The organism is Psychrobacter sp. AOP7-B1-25 (genome assembly GCF_052376195.1).
Classification (GTDB): domain Bacteria; phylum Pseudomonadota; class Gammaproteobacteria; order Pseudomonadales; family Moraxellaceae; genus Psychrobacter.
Genome location: NZ_JBQSVK010000003.1, coordinates 136,355 through 159,665, shown reverse-complemented (window position 1 = coordinate 159,665; position 23,311 = coordinate 136,355). Strand labels below are relative to the sequence as shown.

Genomic DNA, 23,311 nt, shown 5'->3' with positions numbered 1-23,311 from the left:
CAAAATAATTAGAATAGGAACTAAATAATGAGCGAGCAAAGTTTTCATTTAGTATGCCCACATTGCCAAGCAACCAACCGTGTACCTGCTGCACGATTGAGTGCTGCGCCAAAATGCGGTAAATGTGGTCAGCCATTATTGACTGCCAGTCCGCATGAGCTAAATGCACAAACAGCTAACAAGGTTATCCAAAAAAACGATGTATTGACTGTCGTGGATTTTTGGGCGAGCTGGTGTCAGCCTTGTATTATGATGGCGCCAGAGTTTAAAACTGCTGCTAGCCAATTGCCGCAAGTCGTCTTCGCTAAAGTCCAAACGGATAAATACGAGCAGGCGGCCGCTCCTTATAATATTCGAAGTCTACCAACGATGGTTGCTTTTAGAAATGGTAAAGAAGTCGCGCGACAATCAGGCGCGTTACCAAGTCATCAAATCATCCAGTGGGTACAAAGCTTGCAGGTGTAGGGCTTAGTAAAGTAGTATTCGTCAGATTAGGATGATACTTATCAAAGCTATAACACAATAAAAAAGCCAATATGCGATCTGCATATTGGCTTTTTTATTGTGTTACGCACTGTCTTAGTTGTTTAAATCTTTTTGCGCTTGCTTCAACTTATTCACCATAGATCTTGATGCCATTGGCAAAGCTACAACGCTGAATGCGTGCCGATTGGATAATGGCATCACGCTCACCATAGAGACGCGATAATTTTGCATCACGCGCTTTGGTATTGTTGCTTTTGCCTAGACCAAAGCTGATATTAGGCGAGATGCCCCAGCGTCCTGCAGAAACGCCAACACCGACGCCTGATGCCGATAGCGTAGATTGTTCATTGCGAGCCGCTTCCACATAGCGGTTGATGCGAGTGTACTCTTGGCTAAGTGCTTGGCAATTATAATTTTGATAAGTACTTGGCGGTACATATTGTGGGGTGATGCTACCAGTAGAGGCACAGCCTGAGAGCGCAAAAATGCCAGCTAGTAGTGTCGCTGTCGTAAACGTTTTCATAATGGCTCCAATAGGCTAATTGATTTTATTTACATCTATTTAAGATAGCAAAAATAGTGCGATTAAGATATTTAAAATCTATCGATGATTAAAAATTTTCGTATCCTTTCACCAAAACATCGACAGCATTCTAAGACAGTTGCTTATTAAAATAAAAGAACGCTTATTAAAATAAGTTTGCTGGTTTGGCAAAGGCAAGTATCACAATACCGATATAAGCAACGGCAGCGATAAGGATACCTGTTTTTCTTTGCCCAGGTGTCGCATCAACCTTAAACGCTTTGATACTTGAGCTAATAGCAGCGATAAGTAAAATGATTTTGGCAAATACCCACTGTACAGGAGCATTGGCACCCATCAACTGCATTAGCATCGTCGCACCTGACAAGATAAGCAGGGCATAAATGATATGAGTGGCTATTTTGACCACACGTGGTGCGCGTCTATCTGCGCTGAGTACTAAATAGCTTTGATATAAAAATAGCACAACAGTCAGTGCTGCCATCAGCATATGTAGATGTTTCATTGAATATTGCTCCCTCTAAAACTGCAGTATATAGGCTAACTTGAAATATGTAGTTGCGATCCAGACGTGGTCTACTATTTGTTTTGACCAGCACATAGCGGACTTGCAGGGCTTTGACCTTGCCATTCTGTCGGAGTATAGGCATGGATAGCTAGGGCATGTACTTGACCGCCTTGTGAGGTGAGCAAAGGTGTGACTAAGCCATAGATAAGCTGGTGACGCCCGACCAATCGCTTGCCTTCAAAAGCATCGCTAACGATAGTAAGTTTAAAGTGGCTTTCTTTACCTTCAAAGTAACCTGCATGAGACATCGACTCATTGATCAGTTCGATATGCTGTGGCTTTAGCGCCTGTAATTCGGCATGAAGTGCGTCGGCAGTAGGTGTGGTACTCATAACAATCCTTCAATGTATTTTGTGCAATTATATCGGGCAATTTGCAAATAATATTTATTGGTATTATAGCAGACACAGTAAACGGTATAGAGTGCGATTACTCAGTCGACTAATTGTAAACTCCACTAATTATCAGGCTTACCAATTATAGAAACTACAATGTTTGGCTATAACTAAAAAAGCAAAGCACAACGCTTTGGTTGTACTTTGCTTATATGATATCTAAATGCGTACTGCTAAAGCATAAGAGTAGCTACTTATTAGCGGCGCGACTGTTGGTATAAAGGCGTAACTTTTGGCATCAATGACTGTAGCTCAGAAATACGATTGCTGCTTGACGGGTGAGTACTTAGGAATTGAGGTGGCTCACCTTGGCTTGCCTTTTGCATTTTTTGCCACAGAGTAATAGCGGCTTGAGGGTTGTATCCTGCACGTGCCATCAGCTCAAGACCGATCTGGTCGGCTTCGCTTTCTTGAGTGCGACTGTGGGGTAAGCTCAAGCCTAAATTACCAGCAGTACCTGCTAACTCAGCCTGTCCTTGCGATAAGCCAAATATACTAGCGGCAACACCAATGCCTGTCTGAGTAGCATATTCACGTGAGAGGCGTTCGCGTGAATGCTCACGTAAAGCATGAGAGATTTCATGCCCCATGATGGCAGCAATCTCATCATCAGTGAGGTTCAGACGATCAATGATGCCTGAATAAAACATTATTTTACCACCAGGCATAACAAATGCATTTAGCTCATCAGACTTAATAGTATGTACTTCCCACTGCCATTGGGCAGCGTCTGCACGATAAACCCCGACTTGACCAACCAAACGATTGGCAATATTTTTTAGACGATTTAGCTGAGCAGTGTTGGTATCTAACAAGCCCTTTGATTTGGCATCTTGTAATGTTTGAGCATAGCTTTGGGCAGATAGCTGTAATACTTGCTCGCTGGAGACTAGTAGTAGCTGCTGACGATCGACACCAAGTGCACCTGTACTGGTCGTGCTACTACAGCCAGTCAAGGTCAGTGCTGACAGTGAGGCAGCCATTACTGTCGTGGTTAATAACTTTTTCATAAAAATATCCTCTCTATAAAATGGAAAAACTCAAAATCAGACAAATTGAAAAATGGTACAGCAGATGGTGAAGGCATGTTTGTTAATTTTTTAGTAGTACTCATTCATCTGCTTAAACAGTAAAAGTTTACCTTAACTGTCATTAGACATAAGTATAATAATGTTAAGCACTTAAAGCCAAGATAGAAAAAGTAACAATAAAGCGCATGATTGTAAGTGCAGTATATTGTGTTGAGAAAAAATAGTGATTTTTTCTTAAATGAGTGTCTTATGACTATAATAAAGCTAAGAGGAGTGAAGCCTAGACTTAAAGCTCTACAATTAATGTGAAATATTTTAATTTAGTTAAAATTAATTCCTGTTTTTAAATCAATTGCTTATGTTGAACCACCTTATAAAAAAGGTGTTTAGCTAAAAATATTAGGAACAAATTTTAAAAAAGGTGTTGACACCCACAGAATATTTGCTAAAATAGCCAGCCTATCGAGACGGAGTAGTTGTTAACAACGCTACGAATTGATAATAAGCGGGAATAGCTCAGTGGTAGAGCATAACCTTGCCAAGGTTGGGGTCGAGAGTTCGAATCTCTTTTCCCGCTCCAAATATGGCTTGAAAAAGCTCAAAAAGCCTCACTTCACAGTGAGGCTTTTTTTTATGTGTAAAATCTGTCCTCAGTCAGATGATAGTGGAGATATAGAAAGTAATAATTAAAGCTAACTATAAGCAAGACAGAAATTATTAATATTGAAAAGAAGGTGCGCACACCTTAATACCTGAACGAATTAAACCTATCAGCAACATAAGGGCGTCCAATGCCACCAACCCCTCTCACCATAATCAGTGCCAAGCTTGCCTTTATCATATCTACCATCGTCATCGGTATCATGGGCATCACCATGATTGGTTTTGGCTGGGTGCCGCATCTGTCTCTTATCTTGGCTATCTGTGTGCTGCTGGCTATTGGTATGGTTAAAGGACTTAGCTTTGATGACATGCAAGCACAAATGGCCTCAGGTGTCATGCGCGGTATCGGTGCCATCTACCTGTTCTTCTTTATTGGACTGATGGTGGCAGCTCTCATGATGTCTGGCGCTATTCCCACGCTCATGCATGTAGGCTTCCAGTTCATCTCACCTGAGTATTACTATATCTCTGCCTTTATCTTAACCTCTATCATCGGTATTGCTTTAGGCAGTAGTCTGACCACTGCTGCAACGCTTGGTGTAGCCTTTATTGGTATGAGTAACGCCTTTGATGCCAATGTAGCAATAGCAGCAGGGGCAGTAGTATCAGGCGCGTTCTTCGGTGATAAGATGTCTCCCTTATCTGATACTTGTACTATTGCTTCCTCTGTAGTCGGTATCGATCTGTTTGAGCACATTCGCAATATGATGTACACGACAGTACCTGCATGGATACTGACCGTCATCTTATTTTGGATGTTTTCAGGACAGACGTCAGGCTCTGATCTTGGTCAAGTGACTGTATTACAAGGTCAGCTGATAGACAGTGGGTTGGTACATGGGTATTCGGTACTGCCTTTTGTGATATTGGTAGGATTAGCACTGTTTAGAGTTAATGCGATCTATACGATTATCTGTACGATTGCCGCGGCACTCATCATTACTTATGTACACAGCTCACCAAGTTTTGGTCAGTTAGGCGGCTATCTGTTTGCAGGCTATGCTCCTTCTGAATCACTAGAGCTGGGTGAGGTAGGTGGTATGCTGTCACGCGGCGGTGTACAGAGTATGTTCTTCACGCAAGCGATTGTGATATTGGCATTGAGTTTAGGTGGTCTATTAACGGCGCTAGGTATTCTGCCAGCACTGCTGTCTGGTATTAAGGATGCACTCACGACCTCAGGACGGGCTATCTTTGCCGCAGCGATGTCGGCACTGAGCATTAACGTGCTGATTGGTGAGCAGTATTTGAGTATTCTATTATCAGGTACGGCCTTTCGTTCGACGTTTGAGCGCTTGCATTTGCATCCTAAGAATTTGTCGCGGACGATTGAGGATGCAGGGACGGTGATTAATCCATTAGTACCGTGGAGTGTGTGCGGGGTGTTTATCAGTCAGGCGTTAGGGGTGCCGGTACTAGATTATTTGCCTTATGCGTTCTTCTGTTATTTGTCATTACTGCTGACGCTATTATTTGGGTTTACAGGGTTGACGATTAGTCGGGTTAAAGAAGGGAAGGTAGTCGAAGCGTGATAGATGATGATTGATAAAAAAGGTGGGGCTAATATTAGCTCCACCTTTTTTTGTTGCGAAATACGTATTTATTGATGTATTTACTTTTGATACGACGCGTATCTGTTAGGATTCTTAGATATATTGCTGTAATCGCACAGTATGCTTGCGTAAGTTTTGAAGAAGCATCTTCCAATGAGCAGTTGAGTGGTGTTTTTATCGTTCTAAACAGTACTCTGATTGATGGTATAACTTATAGTCTTTATGCTTTTATAAACCGAATTTTTCAATCAGCTATATTTTCGTGTGTCATATCAAAATGCTTATTAGAGAGGATTTAATCATTTCTATGCAAAAATTCTAAATTTTATCTTCTATGCTTCTAAATTAAATCTTCTTGTATCTTTATAAAACTCAAAGTCAAAAATATAAATTTCATGCTCTAAAGTATAATCATTATCGATTCGTGTTGCTTTTCATACTCAGTGGTCGTTATTTACCCCTGAGTGGTTAGGTGTAAATGTGTTTCTAGTTGTTATGTGGGATATAATAGATGTCACTATGGGAATCTGGCTTTATATAAAAGTACGCTATGATTTCTGTACCGAAAACACTTTTAATTATTTTATTAAATTATCACGAACTTATTAACTATTAATAAATGAATTTAAATTTTGCTAATAGTTAGATAGCAGATAAGCTTAATAAGTTTTGGTGCTATTGAATTGTATGAGTGTTCTCAAAAGAAAATTACCTCATCTAAACACAAACAAATGAATAGGAACAAAGTATGTCAAATATCAATGAGTCTTTAAAAGAACTAATGGATCTTGATGGTGCTATGGGTGCTTGTATCGTTGACTATATGTCAGGCATGGTACTGGGTATGACTGGTGGCGGTGTTGATTTGGAGTTGGCTGCAGCAGGTAACTCTCAGGTAGTAAAGGCAAAAGTAGCAACCATGAAGTCACTAGATATCAAAGGTGAAATTGAAGATATGCTGATTACACTAGAGTCTCAGCTACATATCATTCGCCCTACAGCTAGCCATGAAGATTTGTTTATTTATTTAGTACTTGATAAATCAAAAGCGAACCTTGCATTGGCGCGCCGCAAAGTACAATCAATAGAAAAGAAATTAGAAGTGTAAATTAGCTAAAATTAATTAAGCCAGTAGCTGGTTTATGTAATATTCTTTATTACTCAATATATTGGAAATATGAGTAGTATGATTAAATTCGTTATATATGTACGGTATATAACGAATTAATATTTTATGACGGTATATAAAATTTTAACGAAGTTTCAGATGTTCTATCAAGTGGTGGCAAAATGAAATGTGTTGCATATGTCAGCAGGGTGCCTATTCAAGACCGCAGTATTCGTATGCCTACTGGGTTATCAGATATTATTACAGTTTCTAGTAAGCATAATCCAGAATCACAAATCACTGGCATCATATCCTACCGTGAAGGGCAGTACCTTCAAGTGCTTGAAGGTCCTTCTGCTGAAGTAGACAAGTTAATGGCCAAGATAGCATCTGATCCTAGACATGAAGATATTTGGGTTTTTCTCGATCAAAATGTGACAGAGCGTAGTTTTAAGAACTGGGGTGTCAGCGTATTTGACTTTGTAGATCAAAGCACTTTTTTTGATACTTTTATCGAAAATAACAGCGCTCTTTTAAATGGCTTCAATGAACAGCACACAAAACGTATTCAACCCTTCTTTGACATAAAAAAATCTGACACCGTTCTCCAAAAGGATTATAAAGGCAGAAGTCTTAAGTTATTGGCTTGGCCTGATTTAAATCATGAGAGTAATCCTCAACTGATTATAGCTTTATGTGTCAAACTAACTAACAAGCCGTATCCATTTGATGCGCTAATAAGCAGTGGAGAGTTTGGCCCACTTGATCAAGTCACAAAAATGATATCAGGCTTTGAGCTATCAGGTATACTGGATGTGACAGATGTACAGCCATTAGATGAGAAAAAGGTTAGTGAAAAAAAGCCTAACAAATTTTATGGTGCGATCAAAAAATTCTTAGGAATGAGGTAAAAAATTGAATTATCAGAAGCTAGCTATCATTGGTGAAGTGGGCGCCGGAAAGACTCAAATGGTCAAGACTTTAAGTGAAATAACTCCTTTTGAGACAGAAGCAGAGTCTAGTATTGATATTGGTAAAGAGTACACCACAGTCGGTATTGATTATGGAAGAATAACCTTATCTGACGATATGGCATTGGGTATTTATGGGGTTCCAGGTCAAGAACGTTTTTCGTTTTTATGGGAGTTCGTAAATAACTCTTTGTGGGGCCTACTCATCTTGGTAAAGCATGGTGAAACACCTGATTATGCCAACTTAGACAAACTACTACACTTTTTTGCCCCAGCAAAAAAACAGACTACTTGTATCATTGGTATTACTCATTGTGAAGACGCTGATAAGCAAAGCGTGGCAGTGCTCGGACAAGAAATAAGAGTCATGCTGATGCAGCACGACATAGTTGCGCCAGTGATTAATACTGACCCTAGGAATAAAGAGTCCGCCGTGTCTCTATTATCATTATTTAATACCCTGAACAACCAAGGTTAATGCAAGATATGACCATACGAAACGATGAATCACCAGCAAAAATTGAACTCTTGAAGCACATGAAAGCAACGTGTGAGGCAAACAGAGAAATCATATTAGTTAGCCTTTGTACCACAGATGGCTTCCCTATCGGTTGCTTTTCGATCAACGAGTTAAGTAATCAGTCTGATAAGTTTGCTGCGATGAGTAGTACGTTATCAGCGTTGAGTGATTCATCCGCAAGTCAAATGAAACAAGGTAAGTGTAATATCACTATCGTTGAGGCTACTTCTGGAAATATATTGTTTGTCAAAACAGACTATATTGGAAAACCATGCGTGTTAACCGTGGTGGCACAAGATAAGATGGCATTAGCAGAAGCAAGGTATAAGACTAAGAAACTGAGAAGCAAAATCTCAGCTATCACTGAGTAATATGCTAAGAAGGCTAAGTACTTTATTTTTATAGCAGTAGACGTTCCTGCAAACTCAGTACGGTTGCATACTCTTCATAAGAATAAACTTGCTTAATAAGATTCCATTAAAAAGAATCCCAGTATGGATTATCACCGAACCGCTCTGCAATAAAATCGATCAAGTAGCGACAACGCTGCGATAAAAAACGATTTTTTGGATAAATCGCATACGCCTTCAAGGTAGGTAGTTGATACTGTTGTAAAACAGGTACGAGCTCACCCAATGCCAATTTTTTATAAGCAATAAAGGTCGGTAAAAAAGTAATGCCATGACCTTTGACTGCTAAATCAACTAAGAACTCACCATTAGTGGCTTTGACTTTGGCATCTATCGTACGGTAATGTCTTTTTCCTTGTGCATCCATCAACTCTATACTATTAGTTTGAGTAAGGCTGTATTGTAAAAACTCATGTCCTTCTAGATCCGCTAGCGTCTCAGGTGTACCAATTCTTGCCAGGTAATCGGGACTGGCGCAAATGACACAACGAATCAACGCAAGCTGCTTGGCTTGATAGCTAGAGTCACGCAACGCTCCAATTCGAATGGCTAATTCGTAGCCTTCTTCGATCAAATCGATACGCCGATCAGAAAAGTCTAACTCAAATTTTAAGTTAGGGTGCTCATGGGCATACTCATCAATTATATCGTTCAGATGCATAATCCCAAAAGATAATGGTGCTGTCATTTTTAGCGTGCCTTCGATACGCATGGGAGCATCAGTAGTATATTCATTGATAGCATCAACGGCGCTCAAGATATTAGTGACTTGTCGATAATACTGCTCACCAACTTGTGTCAATTTGGAGCGCCGAGTGGTACGGCTAATGAGTTGATTGCCCAAACGTTCCTCTAGCTCTTTAAGACGGCGACTAACAGCTGATTTTGCGATGTTTAACTGCTCAGCTGCTTTGGTAATACTGCCTGCCTCAACAACGCGTACAAACATTGCCATATCTTCTAATTGACCCATTATCGATACCTCATGATTGTTCTTAAACCAAGAACTTATATTTGTGAGTATTGCTGCTTGTCGTTTGTTAGTCAACGCCTATACTAGCGCTTTTATTTAATCGAATACTTCTTAAACACAGTTTTGGAGCATCATTACGAACAAGTTATAGCAATTGAGCACATTAACCGGTCGTTTACTTTCATCAGTCGTTTTTATTTTCGCAGATATTAGCAAGATGACAGATTATGTCGCTACTCAAGGCTATGTGGAATCAGTAGGTTTGCCTAGCATGCTGTAAACAAGTTAGGTTTCGCAGGCTTATAGAGAGCTGTCATAAAAAATTGGTCTTATAGGATATTAAAAGTACTCTGATTGTTCTCAAAAAGAGAATAGTTATTTGCATTTATCTTGGTTTATCTATGCAGGGTCAGTAATTATAATAGTTCCATTGTTTAAATATATTAATCAATAATAAATATATAGCTGGTTAATTTATCAATAGCTAAGGATAAATAATGAAAACAATTTATCATGCAGCAGATTCGCGTGGCGATGCCAATCATGGTTGGCTTAAAAGTAGGCATACCTTTAGTTTTGCCAATTACTATGATCCCGAGCGTATGAGCTTTGGTGTCTTACGCGTCATTAATGATGATTTCGTCATTGGCGGTAAAGGGTTTGGTAAACATTCGCACCGAAACATGGAAATTATCAGTATTCCTCTATCTGGTAAGCTCGCTCATGGCGATAGTATTGGTAATGAAGGAATTATAGAGACTGGTGAAATCCAAGTGATGTCAGCGGGTACAGGCATTACCCATAGTGAAATGAATGGAAGTAATGCAGATGCTGTGAGGTTTTTGCAAATTTGGGTGATACCAAACAAAACAGATGTCGCACCGCGTTATCAACAGGTACATATGAGCGACATTATGCGACCTAACGAGTTTAGCCAAGTGCTATCACCTAATGCTGATGATGCAGGGGTTTGGATACATCAAGATGCTTGGTTTAGCATGGGTGATTTTGACGAAGGCATATCAGAGGCTTATCAGTTAAATAATCCTAACAACGGTGTATATGTATTTGTCATCAGCGGTGAAGTCGTGATAAATGATAAAGTCCTATCTACTCGTGATGGCCTAGGCATTTGGGATATTCAGAGCTTTACGATGGATGTAGATTCACCTGCCCGTGTACTAGTGATGGAAGTGCCGTTATTTGTGTAGCTATTGAAGAGCAAATTGCCTTTATCAATTAGAATGTTAATACTAACAATCACTCATATTAAAAATTATTCTTATCAATAACTATTCTACTAACAACGTGGAGAAACACTATGTCAGATTTAACAACATTACAGCAGCTTGCAGAAAAACGTCGTTCTATCTATGCGCTAAGCAACCAACTGCCAGTAACTAATGATGAAATCGTAAAAATAGTTGAACATGCTATTTTGCACACGCCATCGTCGTTTAACTCGCAATCGACGCGTATCGTTGTATTGTTCGGCGACGACCATCGTAAATTGTGGGATATGACCGAAGATACGTTACGCGAAATCGTTAGTGACGAAGAGAAGTTTAAATCAACCAAAGAGCGTGTCAATGGTTTCCGTAACGGTGCTGGTACAGTGCTATTTTTTGAAGATCAAGCAGTTGTTAGAGGCATGCAAGAGGCTGCGCCACTATATGCTGACAACTTCCCAATCTGGGCAAGTCAAACCAGTGCCATGCATCAGTATGTTATCTGGACGGCACTAGCCAGTGTCGATGTTGGCGCAAACTTACAGCACTACAATCCAGTAATCGATCAAAAAGTAGCTAGCGCTTGGGATATCGATAAAGACTGGACGCTAAATGCACAATTGGTATTTGGAGCGATTGAGCAGCCAGCAGGCGAAAAGGCATTTAAGCCAGTTGAAGAGCGTATGAAAGTGTTTGGTGCATAAGATAGGGTAGTCTATTCTATATAGCCCTAAAATCTTAATAGCCCCAAAAGCTTACGTAAAACAAAAAGCGCCACTTAGTAATTGCTGAGTAGCGTTTTTTTTATTGGTGACATTTCTTATTGAGAGTAAAGATTGTAGAGGTTATTGACTAGCCTACAGCTAAGCTGAATTCCTGCAAAAATTACACAGAGATTGATGACTATTTACGCTGCATCAAACTGTTAGCCACCCATGCTGGACCGATTAACAAAAACTGTAAATCTTTAAAGAAAGAAGGTTTTTGGCCCTCGATTTTATGACCAATGAATTGGCCAATCCATGCAACGATAAATACCGCTGCCCAGGCTTTAAAGCCCCACGGCATCGCTGCCATTACTGACAAACAAATAAGAATAAACATTCCCATTGCTAAAAACAGTGGCGTAGATAAGCGCATATAAAACAATAACACTAATGCGCTTAGTACTAAGGTGAACCACACGGATAGCGACATGCCCATACCTAACAGGCTGACAAAGATGGTTGGCACACATAACCAATGAATTTTTTTATTGACCAAGTTTTGGTGACTGACAGAGTACTCACTAAGCCATTGCTCTAGCGTACGTTTGGACATTTTGGGTTGACGAGACATACTAACCTCCCTGTTAGTAAATAAGATAAATAACGGACACTCGCTACTGAACTCAATACGAAGATGATTGTTAACATCATTTGTAGCACTAATTGTGACTGTCTACCACGTTATCTGATAGACGGCACAGTCAAGTTCACTCGTACTATTGATGCCATATCGGCAAGATTTCATTCAAAATCCCAAGGGACTTTTTCTACAAGCAAAAGATGCGTTATCCTCGTTCGCTGCGGTGCCATTCATACAGGCCAATAAAGGCGTTTACTTGATACACCATAGTTTGAATAGCAAAGATATAGTTGCCAGACATTAGGTTCACGATGAGCCAAACGAAGTTAACGATAATCCATAACCACCAGTTAAATGAATAGCGCAAAATCATAGCTGCCTGAGCTGTGATGGACAGTACAAAAGCAATGACGTTGATCCAGAAGAAGGAAATGAACCCTAAAAACTTACTATTATCATCTTCTACAACCGCATAGCCATAGCTTGCTAGTAAATCATTTATCGTAGGAAAAAGAGCGAGACCAATGATAATAAATGTGGCTGTAATTAACCAAACTGCTTTGCTTGCTGATTTGGGTATCATGTCGCCATCAGGATCGGTATGCTTTGACCAATAAAAAATACCGTAAACATGGGTAAAAAAGTTAAATAATGGCGCAAGCATCAGACCAACTGCACCAGACGTTGCCTGAACGATGACTTCGCCAGCGGTTGCTCCCATACCAAAACCATTACCCATGACGTTTTTGCGGAATGACAGCGAGACCACGCAAACCAAACCAATGAATGAGACCGCTAAATAAAACCAATCAAGCCTGGTATGGTCTGTCGTGAACCAAAAACCTGCGGACAAGGCAAGAACACCACAAATAAACCAAGTGATAATCCATTGCATCGCCCATTTCCCGGTGATGTTGTCCAATAGCTGAATACGCATCGCTTTTTCCCCAAAGTAAATACTGATATCAATATATTGCTAACTGTCATGCGCTAGCTAAATAACATGTGCTAGTAAATAAATTATTATAAATACGCTCAGTGTACGTTATGATTTTTTGCTATAAATATACTGATCAATTAATAGTAACGCTTGTTGGTAGCGAGCGTCATAGTCAGGCTGATCAATCATATGTGGCGTAATATCGTGACGTGCAAAAATATCTATCAAACGCTGCTCGAAGCGTCCACGCGCTTCAGGCGTACCCAAAGAGCGCATGCCATCATCAACCCATGGCGTATTGTTGTCTAACATAATGGTGTAGTCTAAACGAAACTCGTCAATACAAGTGGCTACAAAAGGGTGCGTACGACCTTCATACTCTTCACAGAATGCTTGCGTAGTGACAAAGTCAGTATCAACGATGGTAATAGGGGCAGTCGCATTAGCTTTAGCCTCTCGTATCGCTTGAGCATGATCAAGACAAATAGGGCCATAATCACTGTACTGTAATCCGACCTCGCTACCACCTAAATCTGTACCGACATACAGACGCCCCATTTCTAGGGCAAAGCTGGCACCATAATAATTGGCAAGTTTGTGTACCAGCGTTGTCTTGCCTGAGCTTTCACCACCGACTATAGCGACGGTTTTGGTATAGTCGACACGTGCTTGTGGATGAAGTGCTGACCAATGTGCGACTGGATTACGAGCGATGGCATAAGAGTCAAAGTCAGGCTGTAGCGGTGTAGTAACGACTGGCAAAAGCAACTGGTCTTGTATGTCATTGCGAGTGAGTGGGTGATTGTCCGCCATAAACAACACAGTCTCTGCTGATAGTGATAATGCGTCCATCAAACGTTGCAATTTGGCATTACTAGCAGCGACATCGATACTAATATCATCGTTAGCACTATATAGATGTTCGTGTAGCGGTAGCTCGATTTCATGAGTCGTATGAATATGTATAAATGGCAAATCGGCACAGGCCATCTGTAGCCAGCGCGCTTTATCTTGTAAGGTGATGGTAAAATCTGGATGAGGCGATGGATGCGCTATAATAACGATGTGCAAGGTCTTAGCTTGTCCTGCTGCATCCAATATGCTGCGCATCTGCCCTAAATGTAGGGGCTCGAAATGTCCAATCATCAATCCAGTGTCGTACATAGTTATCCTTATTATTTTTTTATCCTAATCTTAGTGCTTTATGTCTATTCTAAAAATACGGTCAATGCTGTCTAAATCATATAGATTATCAAAAGTAGAAATCTATTAAGCCTCGTAATACCAACTACGTTGCTTACTTCTAATATGATTCGTAGAGGTATTTTTATCTAATAGTCGGGCTATGTCTCAGCTTTGACCATAGAACGTTTGAAAACCGAAGTTGTTTATCAGCATGGTATAAAGGTTTTAGATGATTTGCAGGTAGGTTATTGTAAAAATAAGGTATATCGAACGTACAAAGAATCGTATATTTTTTAATTTAGGGTTCTTTTGACTGAGACACATTGGTTAGCTAAGAAGTTGTTCAGCTTGTCAAAGGTTTGATTCAATTTTAGCGTTATAGAGCGAGTCTATCTCTTTGATTAAACTAAAAGTGACAAGATATATGAAAGTAAACTGCAAGGTTATAGCAACAAAGGTAGTTTTGAAACATTTTGAAATAAATATTTAAAATCAGGAGTTTGCATGGTGTTACGACAGATTAGGGTAAGCTTGAGTAGCATAAACTCACAAAGTACTGCTATACCTTCAACAGATAAATCCTAAATTATTGATATACTTATCGGTAAGTTAGCAAAGCAAAATGATATCTTGGCTGAATACGTAAGATAGTCAGAAAATAGAATAAAAAATAAACAAGAATAGAAAGCAGAGAGGTATTTGATTTGGCTAAATTAGCAAAATTACATCGCTCACCAAATAATCGCATGATAGCAGGTGTGATGGGTGGCATTGCAGAGTATGCTGGTTGGTCGCCAACATGGGTGAGAGTATTGTTTGTAGTAATTTCATCGTTAAGTGCAGCAGTACCAGGTATATTGATTTATATTATTTTATGGATAATTATGCCAAAAGCCAACAGCCGGTCTTATCAGTAATAGGAGTTTGATAGTCGCCCTTTAAAACAAGTTGCTCTAACATTAGTGAAGAAACAAGCTCAAGTTAAACGCAGTTGCTCAAAGTACTAGACCATTAAAAAATAAAAAGCCTGATCAATCAGGATGCCCGAGATACAATTTTCCTCCTGCCCGAATGCTAGCGCATTTGGGTATTTTTTTATCTATTGTATTCGTGCAACTTCTATGATGATTTTCCTGAAAATACGCTATACAACCGAATATTTATGCCTAGTATGCAAATTTAGTTGGCGTAAACATAGATAAAATAGTTAATTTTTAGTAAGGTGAGCAGGCAGATAGAGCCGTTGCCGAATAGACCGCGCGAGCGCTATCAGAGATTTATTTAATAATACTCATTTCACAGTGGCTTTACTATGAAAACCGAAACTATGACACCCCAAGTGACAACCCCGATGACACAAGATAAAGACTCTCAACCGATGACGTTTCAAGATTTAATTTTAACTTTGCAAAACTATTGGGCCGACAAAGGCTGTGTGGTATTGCAGCCTTACGATATGGAAGTCGGTGCAGGTACTTTTCATACCGCGACGTTTTTGCGCTCGTTAGGGCCTGAGCGATGGAATGCGGCCTATGTGCAGCCATCACGTCGTCCTACCGACGGACGCTATGGTGATAATCCTAACCGTTTGCAGCATTATTATCAATTCCAAGTCGTGTTAAAGCCGAACCCACCTAATATCCAAGAGCTGTATTTGGATTCACTACGAGCTATTGGTATTGATCCATTGGTGCATGATGTGCGTTTTGTAGAAGACAACTGGGAATCGCCAACGCTTGGTGCGTGGGGATTGGGCTGGGAGATTTGGCTAAACGGTATGGAAGTCACGCAGTTTACCTACTTCCAGCAAGTCGGTGGTATCGAATGTTTCCCAGTGACAGGCGAAATCACTTACGGACTTGAGCGCTTGGCCATGTATGTGCAGGGCGTCGATAGCGTTTATGATTTGGTGTGGGCAGATGGTGAGTTTGGCCGTGTCACGTATGGCGATGTCTTTCATCAAAACGAAGTCGAGCAGTCTACCTACAACTTTGAGCACGCTGATGTGCCAATGATGGGCGAGATGTTTGATTTTTATGAGCAACAAGCCGACAAGCTAGTCGATGCAGGATTGCCATTGCCAGCTTATGAGATGGTATTGAAAGCATCTCATGCATTTAACTTGCTTGATGCACGTGGCGCTATTTCAGTGACTGAGCGTCAGCGTTTCATCCTACGTGTGCGTACGCTTGCTCGTAAGGTTGCTTTTGGTTATGTTGAGGCTCGTGCCAAATTGGGCTTCCCATTGGCTGATGAAGAACATCGTCAAGCCGCGCTTGATAAGTATTTGCCAAAAGAAGACGTGGCAACAGACGGCATAGCAAAAGACACTACCGACACCAACCAATCTACTAACGATAAATAGGAGCATCCCATGAGTACTATTCTATTTGAACTGGGGTGTGAAGAGCTACCTCCAAAAAGCCTAAAACCACTACGTGATGCGCTACAAGCAAGTGTCACCGAGCAATTGACGGCAGCAGATATAACCTTTGATAGCATCAAAGCTTTTGCAGCGCCGCGTCGATTGGCAATTCAAATTCAAGGCATTAGCGATAAGCAGCCTGATCGCACTGAGCAAAAACGCGGACCAGCTATTAAAGCAGCGTTTGATAGCGATGGCAATCCAACACGTGCGGCGATGGGTTTTGCCAAAGGCTTAGGTATTGAGGCCAGCGAGCTGATAACAATTAACACCGATAAAGGTGATTATGTCGGTTATGAGCAAACCATTCATGGTCAAGCGACCACTGAATTGCTGCCAGCTATTTTCCAAACTGCGCTAGATAATTTGCCGATTGCTAAACGTATGCGCTCAGGCGCTAGCCGCAACGAGTTTGTGCGTCCAGTACAGTGGGTAGTATTGATGCAAAATGATACTGTCATTGATGCCACTATCCAAGGTCATCAGACTGGTACGCAAACGCGTGGTCATCGCTTCCATAGCCCTGACTATCATAATATCAAAAACGCTAATGACTATGAGCAATTGCTAGATGGTCTAAAAGTAGTGGCAGATTTTGATAAGCGTCAAATGCTGATAAATAATCAAGTCAAAGCATTAGCGGACGAGGTCAACTCAGATGCCATCGTACCGCAGGCATTGTTAGATGAAGTCACTGCACTGGTTGATTTTCCAATTGCACTACGCGCAAGCTTTGAAGCACGCTTCTTACAAGTACCGCAAGAAGCACTTATCTCAACCATGCAAGCGGATCAAAAGTACTTCTGCTTAACCGATAAAACTGGCAAGTTGCAGCCGTATTTCATCTTTATCACTAATATAGAATCAAAAGATCCAAACCAGATTATTGAAGGTAATGAAAAGGTTGTGCGTCCACGTTTGGCTGATGCAGAGTTTTTCTTCTTGCAAGATCAAAAGCAGCCATTGTTTGCACTCACAGAGAGCCTAAAAAATCGTGTATTCCAAGATAAATTGGGTACGATTTGGGAAAAGTCTGAGCGTATTGCTAAGCTTGCAGCATTTATCGCTACGTTGATGCAACAACAAGGCCACGATATTAATGTGGATGAAACCGTGCGCGCGGGCATTTTATCTAAAGCAGATTTGGCCAGCTCGCTCGTCGGCGAGTATCCTGAGCTACAAGGTATCGCAGGTACTTATTATGCGCGATTGAATGAAGAGCCTGAAGCGGTAGCGGCCAGTTTAGAAGAGCAGTATCTACCTAAGTTCAGCGGTGATGTATTACCGCAAACACCGATTGGTATTTGCTTAGCATTAGCTGATCGCTTGGATACATTGGTTGGAATTTTTGCGATTGACCAAGCACCAACGGGTTCAAAAGATCCGTTTAGCTTGCGCCGTTCTGCTATTGGTATTTTACGTATTTTGATTGAAAAGCAGTTACCGATTAATCTAGTAGCGTTGGTTGAGCAAGCGATTAAAGGCTATAGCGATGCTGAAGGTAGCAAGATTGCCAAAATGGGCGATACTTTTACTCAAGTTATGGCATTCTTAAATTCGCGCTATCGTGCGATGTATACAGAGCAGGGCGTTAGCGTCGATACGATTCAAGCAGTGCAAGCGATTAATCCGCATATGCCGCTTGATTTTGATCAGCGTATCCGTGCCGTGCAAGCATTTAGCGAGCTGTCACAAGCGTCGATGTTGGCTGACTCAAACAAACGTGTTGCTAATATATTGGCCAAGTCAGAAGTGAGCGTTGCTGATACCGTCAACGAAGCGCTACTATCTGAATCTGCTGAGCAAAACCTATATGCGAGCGTGAAGCAAGCACAGACAGTGGTACAACCATTGCTTGAGCAAGCTGACTATACGCAAGTATTGCAAACGCTTGCTAGCTTGGATGAGCCGTTGACACAGTTCTTTGATCAGGTCATGGTCAATAGTGAAGATGCTGCGCTTAAAAACAATCGCTTGGCATTGTTAAAGCAGGTTCGCGCCTTGTTCTTGACTGTGGCTGATATCAGCGAGCTACAGCTGTAATCCTGCTAAAATCTGATTATTACTTAAACTTGATTATCACTTTAACTTGACTGTTACTTTTGATGAAAACCTGGCTTACCATAGCCAGGTTTTTTGTTATCCAGTTGATTGATTTGCTCGTACAGCTATCCAATGGATCTAACTAGGCAGATAGTGCAATCAGGAATTAAACGGTAAAGGCATTGTATTGTCGCTATTATTGACGGTAAAATTTACGCTATCAAAACGCATTAAGTAATCTTAATTTAATAGATTTCGTTATTTTTTACGTTTACCCGTAATCGAAGGAGCACTACTGTGGCTGCTGTTATTATTGTAATCCTCATTATTTGGGCTTCAATGTGGGCTTTTTACAAGTTTATGTACCCGCGCCCACCCAAAAGTATGATGCCAAAAGAAGGTGATGTGATCACACCGCGTCAGTGTGATTTTTGTGGCAACAGTTTGGCTGAATATCGTGGTGTACTTGAAACCAAACCGAGCACAGTTACCGAGGGTGATGTTGAAGCGAATCAGGAGCTGTTCTTTTGCAACTATGAGCATCAGGCAGACTTTCATGCAGGAAAGACCTATAAGCCTTATGCGTAAACAGATAAATGATTGACTATAAAAAAGCGCCTAGCTTGATTGGCTGGGCGCTTATTCGTTCAATAAAGCATGATGCATTTACAAAATAGAATGTGCGTCTTTCATGATTTTATTAAGCAATGCCTCAGACTGTTTGTTTTTCTGCAAACGATCTTCATCACTTCTTTGATTGGCGTGGATTTTTTCATACAAATTTAAGCAACATAGTACCAGTATGCTTTCTTGGCTGAGGCTTGGAGAGTCTCTTTTTAGATCGAGCGCATAGTTATTGATATACGAAACCGCTGACAGCAGTTCTTCTTGCTCGTGTACGGGACAAAAGATTGGGTATGTAACCCCAGCAATCGCGATATCGACTTTTTTGATTTGTGGTTCAGGTGTTTTGGTATTAGATTGTGCCATAGTGCTGGATATGTTTGATTCTGTGGCTGTATTTTTTTTCGGTGGTAATGGTGAACTTGGCGCTTGAGCGTCTTTTGGTTTTTTGTCTATCGATTTACTTTTGTCATCGGTCATGATAAATCCTACAATGTTTGGTCAGTGAAATGAGTAATATCAGATTTTACAAATAGCATTTGGTAGTTCAATAAGCAGTATGTTGCTCTCTATTACAAGAACGCGTTAGCCTTCTGCTTGATCGATACGGGTTAGGCGTTGCAATACGACTTGCGTACGCTCAGCTGCCAGTTGATTCTTCTTTTGTAGTTCACTGTTCTGTTGTTTGGTGTCGCTATACTGCTGCTTTAGCTCATTATTTTCTTGTTGCAGCTCGCTATTTTGTTGTTGTAATTGGCTGATCTGTTTTTGCAGTTTGTCTTGCTCTTCACCGATCATATGATGCGCTTCTGCGAGACTCTGATAGCGCTGATCGAGGTCGTTCAGTTGTTTTTTGGCACCGTCACGTTCGCTATGGCTGTCATCCAGTTTGGTTTTTAGGGCGGCAAACTCTTTTGAATCAGTAACAGGGTGTTGTTTTAAGCTGCTAAGTTCAGCACTGACAAGCTGATACTGTTTTTTGATGTCGAGTACCATTTTTTCTAATATTCTAAGTTGATCATACATAGTCAGTTTTTATCCTTAACAAGTAAGCGTGAATGAATTTTGTTCGCTGCATTTAATAATGCCATAGGTGACCGCATGATATCTATATCAACAAAGTAATTACAAGCATCAGGCTTTATATTTTCACTTTTATTTATTGATGATTTGTCCCTGACATTTTATCGTGACTATCTTTATTTTATGAGCAGTAATCAATTACTAGGACATCTATTATGAATGATAATATCTCTGGCTGGAACACTTGGCTAACCGCGTTTGACGATTGGAATGACGTGTCTATCAGCGAAGTGCATGGCATGATGACAGGGCTTATGACGGCTTGTAATGCACCTGATAAAGCAACTTGGGCTAAGGTATTTGAAGAGCTAAGTTTTGCCTCATTACCAGAGCCTGCACTGACATTGCTGACAGAGGAGGCGGAAGACGTTGTGTTTCAGCTGAAAGACAACGATGATGCCTACGCGTATATGCCGCTCATCCCAGATGATGAACATGATTTATACGAGCGCGTGATAGCGTTGAAACAGTGGGCTAATGGTTTTATGACAGGTTTTGGTATTACCGATTGTGGTTTGACCAGTGAAGAAAATGAGATGCTGTCAGATCTGGCTAAGATTGGTGCAATCCGTCTAGAGGAAGAAGAAGATTTTGAAGGTGGGGAGGAGTCTTATCTTTATATCTATGAATTTGCTCGTATAGTACCAGTAAGTTTTGCCACGCGTAAACGCAAGGCTGTTAATGATATCGCGCTTATCGCTGGTTTGTCTATCGATGCCAAAACAACCAAAGAGCTACAGGCAGAAGGCAAGCTACCAAAACCAATGCCGCCAGTGGTCGATGTGATGAATCACAACAATCCATCGTAAGCCAGCTCTGACACACCAGAGTTCTGAAAAATTGTAGTAAGGATATTTTATGATCCAAGATAATAGCGATAACGTTGATGTTGATGTTGATAATAGCAACGATTTTCAACTGAAAAACGCTGAGCATCCTAACCAAAGTCTTGATTGGCTAACACGTCTTATTGCCTTTGATACCGTTAGTCGTGATTCTAATTTGGCTTTGATTAACGATGTAAAGTCGTACTGCGAGCAGTTAGGTTTGACGGTGGATTTGACCTTTAATGAGACTAAAACTAAGGCCAACCTGTTTGTGACTGTACCTGCTGGTGAAAACGCTAATATTATCAATAATGGTCTGGTTTTATCTGGTCATACTGACGTTGTGCCTGTTGATGGGCAGGCGTGGTCTTCAGATCCTTTTACAGCGACGATACGTGGTGACAAGCTGTATGGTCGCGGTGCTTGCGATATGAAGGGTTTTATCGCTTGTGCGCTAACGGTATTGCCACAAGCGGTACAGCTATCGAATAACGGTCAGCTACGTCGTCCATTGCATTTGGCGTTGTCGTTTGATGAAGAGGTTGGCTGTTTAGGTGCACCATTGATTTTGGCTGATCTAAAAGCACGTGGCATTACGCCTGATTACTGTATCGTCGGTGAGCCAACTAATATGGCGATGGTGGTCGCGCATAAAGGTATTGCTGTTTATCGTTGCCGTGTACATGGTAAGTCGGCGCATTCTTCGTTGACGGTGCAAGGTGTCAATGCTATTAGTTATGCTAGCCGTTTGGTAAATTATGTAGATGATTTGGCTCAAGAGTTGAGTGTGCGTGATGATGGAGATGTGCTGTTTGATGTGCCTTATTCAACGATATCTATTGGTACGATACAGGGTGGTACCGCGACCAATATCGTTCCCAATCTATGCGAGTTTACCTTTGACTATCGTAACCTGCCACACATGACGCAAGACGATATACTAGTGCCTATTAAGGCTAAAGTCGCTGAACTAAACGCACAAATGCAAGCGCGCGCGCCAGAGACTGGTATTGAGCTGATAAAATCAGTAGGTGTGCCGGCTATGACTGATAGTGATAGTGATGAACTACAATCGCTAATCGCTGCACTGACAGGTGATAATGAGCGTCACAAGGTGGCTTACGCGACTGAAGGTGGTCAGTTTACCAATGCAGGTATTCCAACGATTATCTGTGGTCCTGGTAGTATTGAGCAGGCTCACAAAGCGGATGAGTATGTAGCGCTTAGCGAAATTGAACGATGCGATGCGTTCTTGAAAAGACTGTTAGATAGCTGTACGACTCAGCCTTCTATGCAGTAGTTTAGTTATCACTCAGTATCGTGTACTTCATTTTTTTGACATTTTTTCATATATAGAGATAAGTTACACCGTCTTAATGGCGGTGTTTATTTTTTAATGGCTTATTTAAGTCGTATAGCGGTTTATATTAGAACTATTTACATATAACGAAGTAGGGGTGGTTAATGTCTTGGCATCTGTTTGCAGTATTTTTCGCAAGTACATTTTTTATATCAGCGACCCCTGGTCCGAACATGCTGCTAGCGTTTCAGTACGGCATGAACTATGGCGTTAAGCGAACTTTATGGACATTGGCAGGTTTAAGCCTTGGCTTGTTTGTATTATTGCTATCGACACTGCTTGGATTGGATGTCATCAGTCGCCAGTCACCTTGGCTGCTGACAATCATTAAAGCCGTGGGTGCAGTATATTTGATTTATCTGGGTATCAGTTCTTGGCGCGATGCTGGTGATGGTAGTTTGATGAGTGATGCCAAAGAGTTGAGTGCTGAGGTAGCGGCAGACTATACTGCTGATAGCACACCCAATACACCGCCGCCGCGTTCGCTCTCTAGTGCTGCTACCAAAATAGTTCCAGACAACGCAACCTTGTTTCGTACGGGTGTTTGGGTATCACTATCTAACCCGAAAGCTATTTTGTTTTTTGCGGCATTTTTTCCTAAGTTTATCAATTTCAGTGCGCCATTATGGCCGCAATATGTCCTATTAACCATCGGCTTGTTTTTGAGCGAGACGATTTGGCAAATTGTTTATACATTAGGCGGCAAAAAACTGGCAAGTTGGCTCGATGTGGGTAATCGTTTGGCTTGGCTCAATCGCGGTTGTGGAGTGATATTTATAATCATCGCTGCGGCTTTATTGGCTGAAGTTATAAATAGTTTTATGGTTTAAAAAATACCAATATATCTTTAAATTAAAGTGCTTAATTAAATGTACGCTCCCTATGTTTTTTCTATAAAAAATAAATTATTTATTGACTTTAATTTTTAAATCGTTATTATTACCTCATTGATTTATAGTGCTTGTCTTTACAAGCGATAAATTATCCTAATTAATCCGCTACTGTCGTCTATGACAGTTAGCCACA

At 40.9% G+C, this 23,311-nt stretch carries 25 protein-coding genes and 1 tRNA gene; 16 read left to right on the top strand and 10 right to left on the bottom strand.

All coding sequences use genetic code 11. The annotated features are described in order from the left end of the window. The first annotated feature begins 27 nt into the window (after window positions 1-27). A complete protein-coding gene (gene trxC, locus ACT3QR_RS04745; RefSeq protein WP_444520239.1) occupies window positions 28-465 on the top strand; it encodes a thioredoxin TrxC in 438 nt (145 codons plus the stop codon). A 148-nt stretch (window positions 466-613) separates the two neighbouring features. Here trxC and ACT3QR_RS04740 read toward each other — a convergent pair whose 3' ends face one another. From ACT3QR_RS04740 to ACT3QR_RS04725, 4 genes are all read right to left on the bottom strand, one after another. Beyond that, a complete protein-coding gene (locus tag ACT3QR_RS04740; RefSeq protein WP_444520238.1) occupies window positions 614-1,009 on the bottom strand; it encodes a hypothetical protein in 396 nt (131 codons plus the stop codon). 166 nt (window positions 1,010-1,175) lie between these two features. Next, window positions 1,176-1,535 (bottom strand): SirB2 family protein, encoded by a 360-nt coding sequence (locus ACT3QR_RS04735; protein WP_444520237.1) that lies wholly within the window; start codon window positions 1,533-1,535, stop codon window positions 1,176-1,178. Between the two features lie 74 nt (window positions 1,536-1,609). After that, a complete protein-coding gene (locus ACT3QR_RS04730) occupies window positions 1,610-1,930 on the bottom strand; it encodes a BolA family protein (protein ID WP_444520236.1) in 321 nt (106 codons plus the stop codon). Window positions 1,931-2,190: 260 nt separating this feature from the next. Then, a complete protein-coding gene (locus ACT3QR_RS04725) occupies window positions 2,191-3,003 on the bottom strand; it encodes a M48 family metallopeptidase (RefSeq protein ID WP_444520235.1) in 813 nt (270 codons plus the stop codon). Window positions 3,004-3,529: 526 nt separating this feature from the next. Between ACT3QR_RS04725 and ACT3QR_RS04720 the strand changes: the two genes are divergently transcribed. From ACT3QR_RS04720 to ACT3QR_RS04695, 6 genes are all read left to right on the top strand, one after another. Further along, window positions 3,530-3,604 (top strand) — tRNA-Gly (locus tag ACT3QR_RS04720). 211 nt (window positions 3,605-3,815) lie between these two features. Further along, window positions 3,816-5,219, top strand: a complete 1,404-nt coding sequence (locus ACT3QR_RS04715) for a Na+/H+ antiporter NhaC family protein (RefSeq protein ID WP_444520234.1) — start codon at window positions 3,816-3,818, stop codon at window positions 5,217-5,219. A gap of 769 nt (window positions 5,220-5,988) precedes the next feature. Next, window positions 5,989-6,348 (top strand): roadblock/LC7 domain-containing protein, encoded by a 360-nt coding sequence (locus ACT3QR_RS04710; protein WP_444520233.1) that lies wholly within the window; start codon window positions 5,989-5,991, stop codon window positions 6,346-6,348. A 182-nt stretch (window positions 6,349-6,530) separates the two neighbouring features. Then, window positions 6,531-7,259: a BLUF domain-containing protein gene (locus ACT3QR_RS04705; RefSeq protein ID WP_444520232.1), complete on the top strand. Its 729-nt coding sequence runs from the start codon at window positions 6,531-6,533 to the stop codon at window positions 7,257-7,259. Window positions 7,260-7,263: 4 nt separating this feature from the next. Next, on the top strand, window positions 7,264-7,797 hold the full coding sequence (locus ACT3QR_RS04700; RefSeq protein ID WP_444520231.1) for a GTP-binding protein: 534 nt from the start codon (window positions 7,264-7,266) through the stop codon (window positions 7,795-7,797). 8 nt (window positions 7,798-7,805) lie between these two features. Then, window positions 7,806-8,210, top strand: a complete 405-nt coding sequence (locus tag ACT3QR_RS04695) for a roadblock/LC7 domain-containing protein (protein ID WP_444520230.1) — start codon at window positions 7,806-7,808, stop codon at window positions 8,208-8,210. 106 nt (window positions 8,211-8,316) lie between these two features. Here the strand turns inward: ACT3QR_RS04695 and ACT3QR_RS04690 are convergent, their stop codons facing one another. Then, window positions 8,317-9,222 (bottom strand): LysR family transcriptional regulator, encoded by a 906-nt coding sequence (locus ACT3QR_RS04690; protein ID WP_444520229.1) that lies wholly within the window; start codon window positions 9,220-9,222, stop codon window positions 8,317-8,319. A gap of 497 nt (window positions 9,223-9,719) precedes the next feature. On the opposite strand from ACT3QR_RS04690, the gene ACT3QR_RS04685 reads away from it, so the two are divergent. Beyond that, complete coding sequence (locus ACT3QR_RS04685; RefSeq protein ID WP_444520228.1) at window positions 9,720-10,433, top strand: pirin family protein; 714 nt, start codon at window positions 9,720-9,722, stop codon at window positions 10,431-10,433. 110 nt (window positions 10,434-10,543) lie between these two features. Continuing rightward, window positions 10,544-11,155 (top strand): nitroreductase family protein, encoded by a 612-nt coding sequence (locus ACT3QR_RS04680; RefSeq protein ID WP_444520227.1) that lies wholly within the window; start codon window positions 10,544-10,546, stop codon window positions 11,153-11,155. A 199-nt stretch (window positions 11,156-11,354) separates the two neighbouring features. Here ACT3QR_RS04680 and ACT3QR_RS04675 read toward each other — a convergent pair whose 3' ends face one another. The 3 genes from ACT3QR_RS04675 to nadR form a co-directional block, all read right to left on the bottom strand. Next, window positions 11,355-11,789, bottom strand: a complete 435-nt coding sequence (locus tag ACT3QR_RS04675; RefSeq protein WP_444520226.1) for an Mpo1 family 2-hydroxy fatty acid dioxygenase — start codon at window positions 11,787-11,789, stop codon at window positions 11,355-11,357. Window positions 11,790-12,003: 214 nt separating this feature from the next. Further along, complete coding sequence (gene pnuC, locus ACT3QR_RS04670; RefSeq protein WP_444520225.1) at window positions 12,004-12,735, bottom strand: nicotinamide riboside transporter PnuC; 732 nt, start codon at window positions 12,733-12,735, stop codon at window positions 12,004-12,006. A gap of 108 nt (window positions 12,736-12,843) precedes the next feature. Continuing rightward, entirely contained in the window at window positions 12,844-13,902 is a 1,059-nt protein-coding gene (gene nadR, locus ACT3QR_RS04665) for a multifunctional transcriptional regulator/nicotinamide-nucleotide adenylyltransferase/ribosylnicotinamide kinase NadR (protein WP_444520224.1), read from the bottom strand. Window positions 13,903-14,627: 725 nt separating this feature from the next. Between nadR and ACT3QR_RS04660 the strand changes: the two genes are divergently transcribed. The 4 genes from ACT3QR_RS04660 to ACT3QR_RS04645 all read left to right on the top strand — a co-directional run bounded on the left by ACT3QR_RS04660 (window position 14,628) and on the right by ACT3QR_RS04645 (window position 18,979). Further along, the gene (locus ACT3QR_RS04660; RefSeq protein WP_444520223.1) at window positions 14,628-14,840 is read left to right on the top strand and encodes a PspC domain-containing protein; all 213 of its coding nucleotides are present in this window, start codon (window positions 14,628-14,630) and stop codon (window positions 14,838-14,840) included. A gap of 461 nt (window positions 14,841-15,301) precedes the next feature. Continuing rightward, the gene (gene glyQ, locus ACT3QR_RS04655; RefSeq protein WP_444520356.1) at window positions 15,302-16,288 is read left to right on the top strand and encodes a glycine--tRNA ligase subunit alpha; all 987 of its coding nucleotides are present in this window, start codon (window positions 15,302-15,304) and stop codon (window positions 16,286-16,288) included. A gap of 9 nt (window positions 16,289-16,297) precedes the next feature. Then, the gene (glyS, locus tag ACT3QR_RS04650; RefSeq protein WP_444520222.1) at window positions 16,298-18,391 is read left to right on the top strand and encodes a glycine--tRNA ligase subunit beta; all 2,094 of its coding nucleotides are present in this window, start codon (window positions 16,298-16,300) and stop codon (window positions 18,389-18,391) included. Window positions 18,392-18,730: 339 nt separating this feature from the next. Further along, on the top strand, window positions 18,731-18,979 hold the full coding sequence (locus tag ACT3QR_RS04645) for a hypothetical protein (protein WP_444520355.1): 249 nt from the start codon (window positions 18,731-18,733) through the stop codon (window positions 18,977-18,979). 78 nt (window positions 18,980-19,057) lie between these two features. Here ACT3QR_RS04645 and ACT3QR_RS04640 read toward each other — a convergent pair whose 3' ends face one another. Continuing rightward, complete coding sequence (locus ACT3QR_RS04640) at window positions 19,058-19,495, bottom strand: cell division protein ZapA (protein ID WP_444520221.1); 438 nt, start codon at window positions 19,493-19,495, stop codon at window positions 19,058-19,060. 105 nt (window positions 19,496-19,600) lie between these two features. Further along, the gene (locus ACT3QR_RS04635) at window positions 19,601-20,041 is read right to left on the bottom strand and encodes a hypothetical protein (RefSeq protein ID WP_444520220.1); all 441 of its coding nucleotides are present in this window, start codon (window positions 20,039-20,041) and stop codon (window positions 19,601-19,603) included. A 212-nt stretch (window positions 20,042-20,253) separates the two neighbouring features. Here ACT3QR_RS04635 and ACT3QR_RS04630 point away from each other — a divergent pair, with 212 nt between their 5' ends. From ACT3QR_RS04630 to ACT3QR_RS04620, 3 genes are all read left to right on the top strand, one after another. Then, a complete protein-coding gene (locus tag ACT3QR_RS04630) occupies window positions 20,254-20,907 on the top strand; it encodes a UPF0149 family protein (protein WP_444520219.1) in 654 nt (217 codons plus the stop codon). Window positions 20,908-20,956: 49 nt separating this feature from the next. Then, window positions 20,957-22,225 carry an acetylornithine deacetylase gene (gene argE / locus ACT3QR_RS04625; RefSeq protein ID WP_444520218.1) on the top strand — a complete coding sequence of 423 codons (1,269 nt, stop codon included), beginning with the start codon at window positions 20,957-20,959 and terminating at the stop codon, window positions 22,223-22,225. Window positions 22,226-22,389: 164 nt separating this feature from the next. After that, window positions 22,390-23,115, top strand: coding sequence for a LysE family translocator (locus ACT3QR_RS04620; RefSeq protein ID WP_444520217.1), 726 nt, complete (start codon window positions 22,390-22,392; stop codon window positions 23,113-23,115). Window positions 23,116-23,311: the final 196 nt, after the last annotated feature.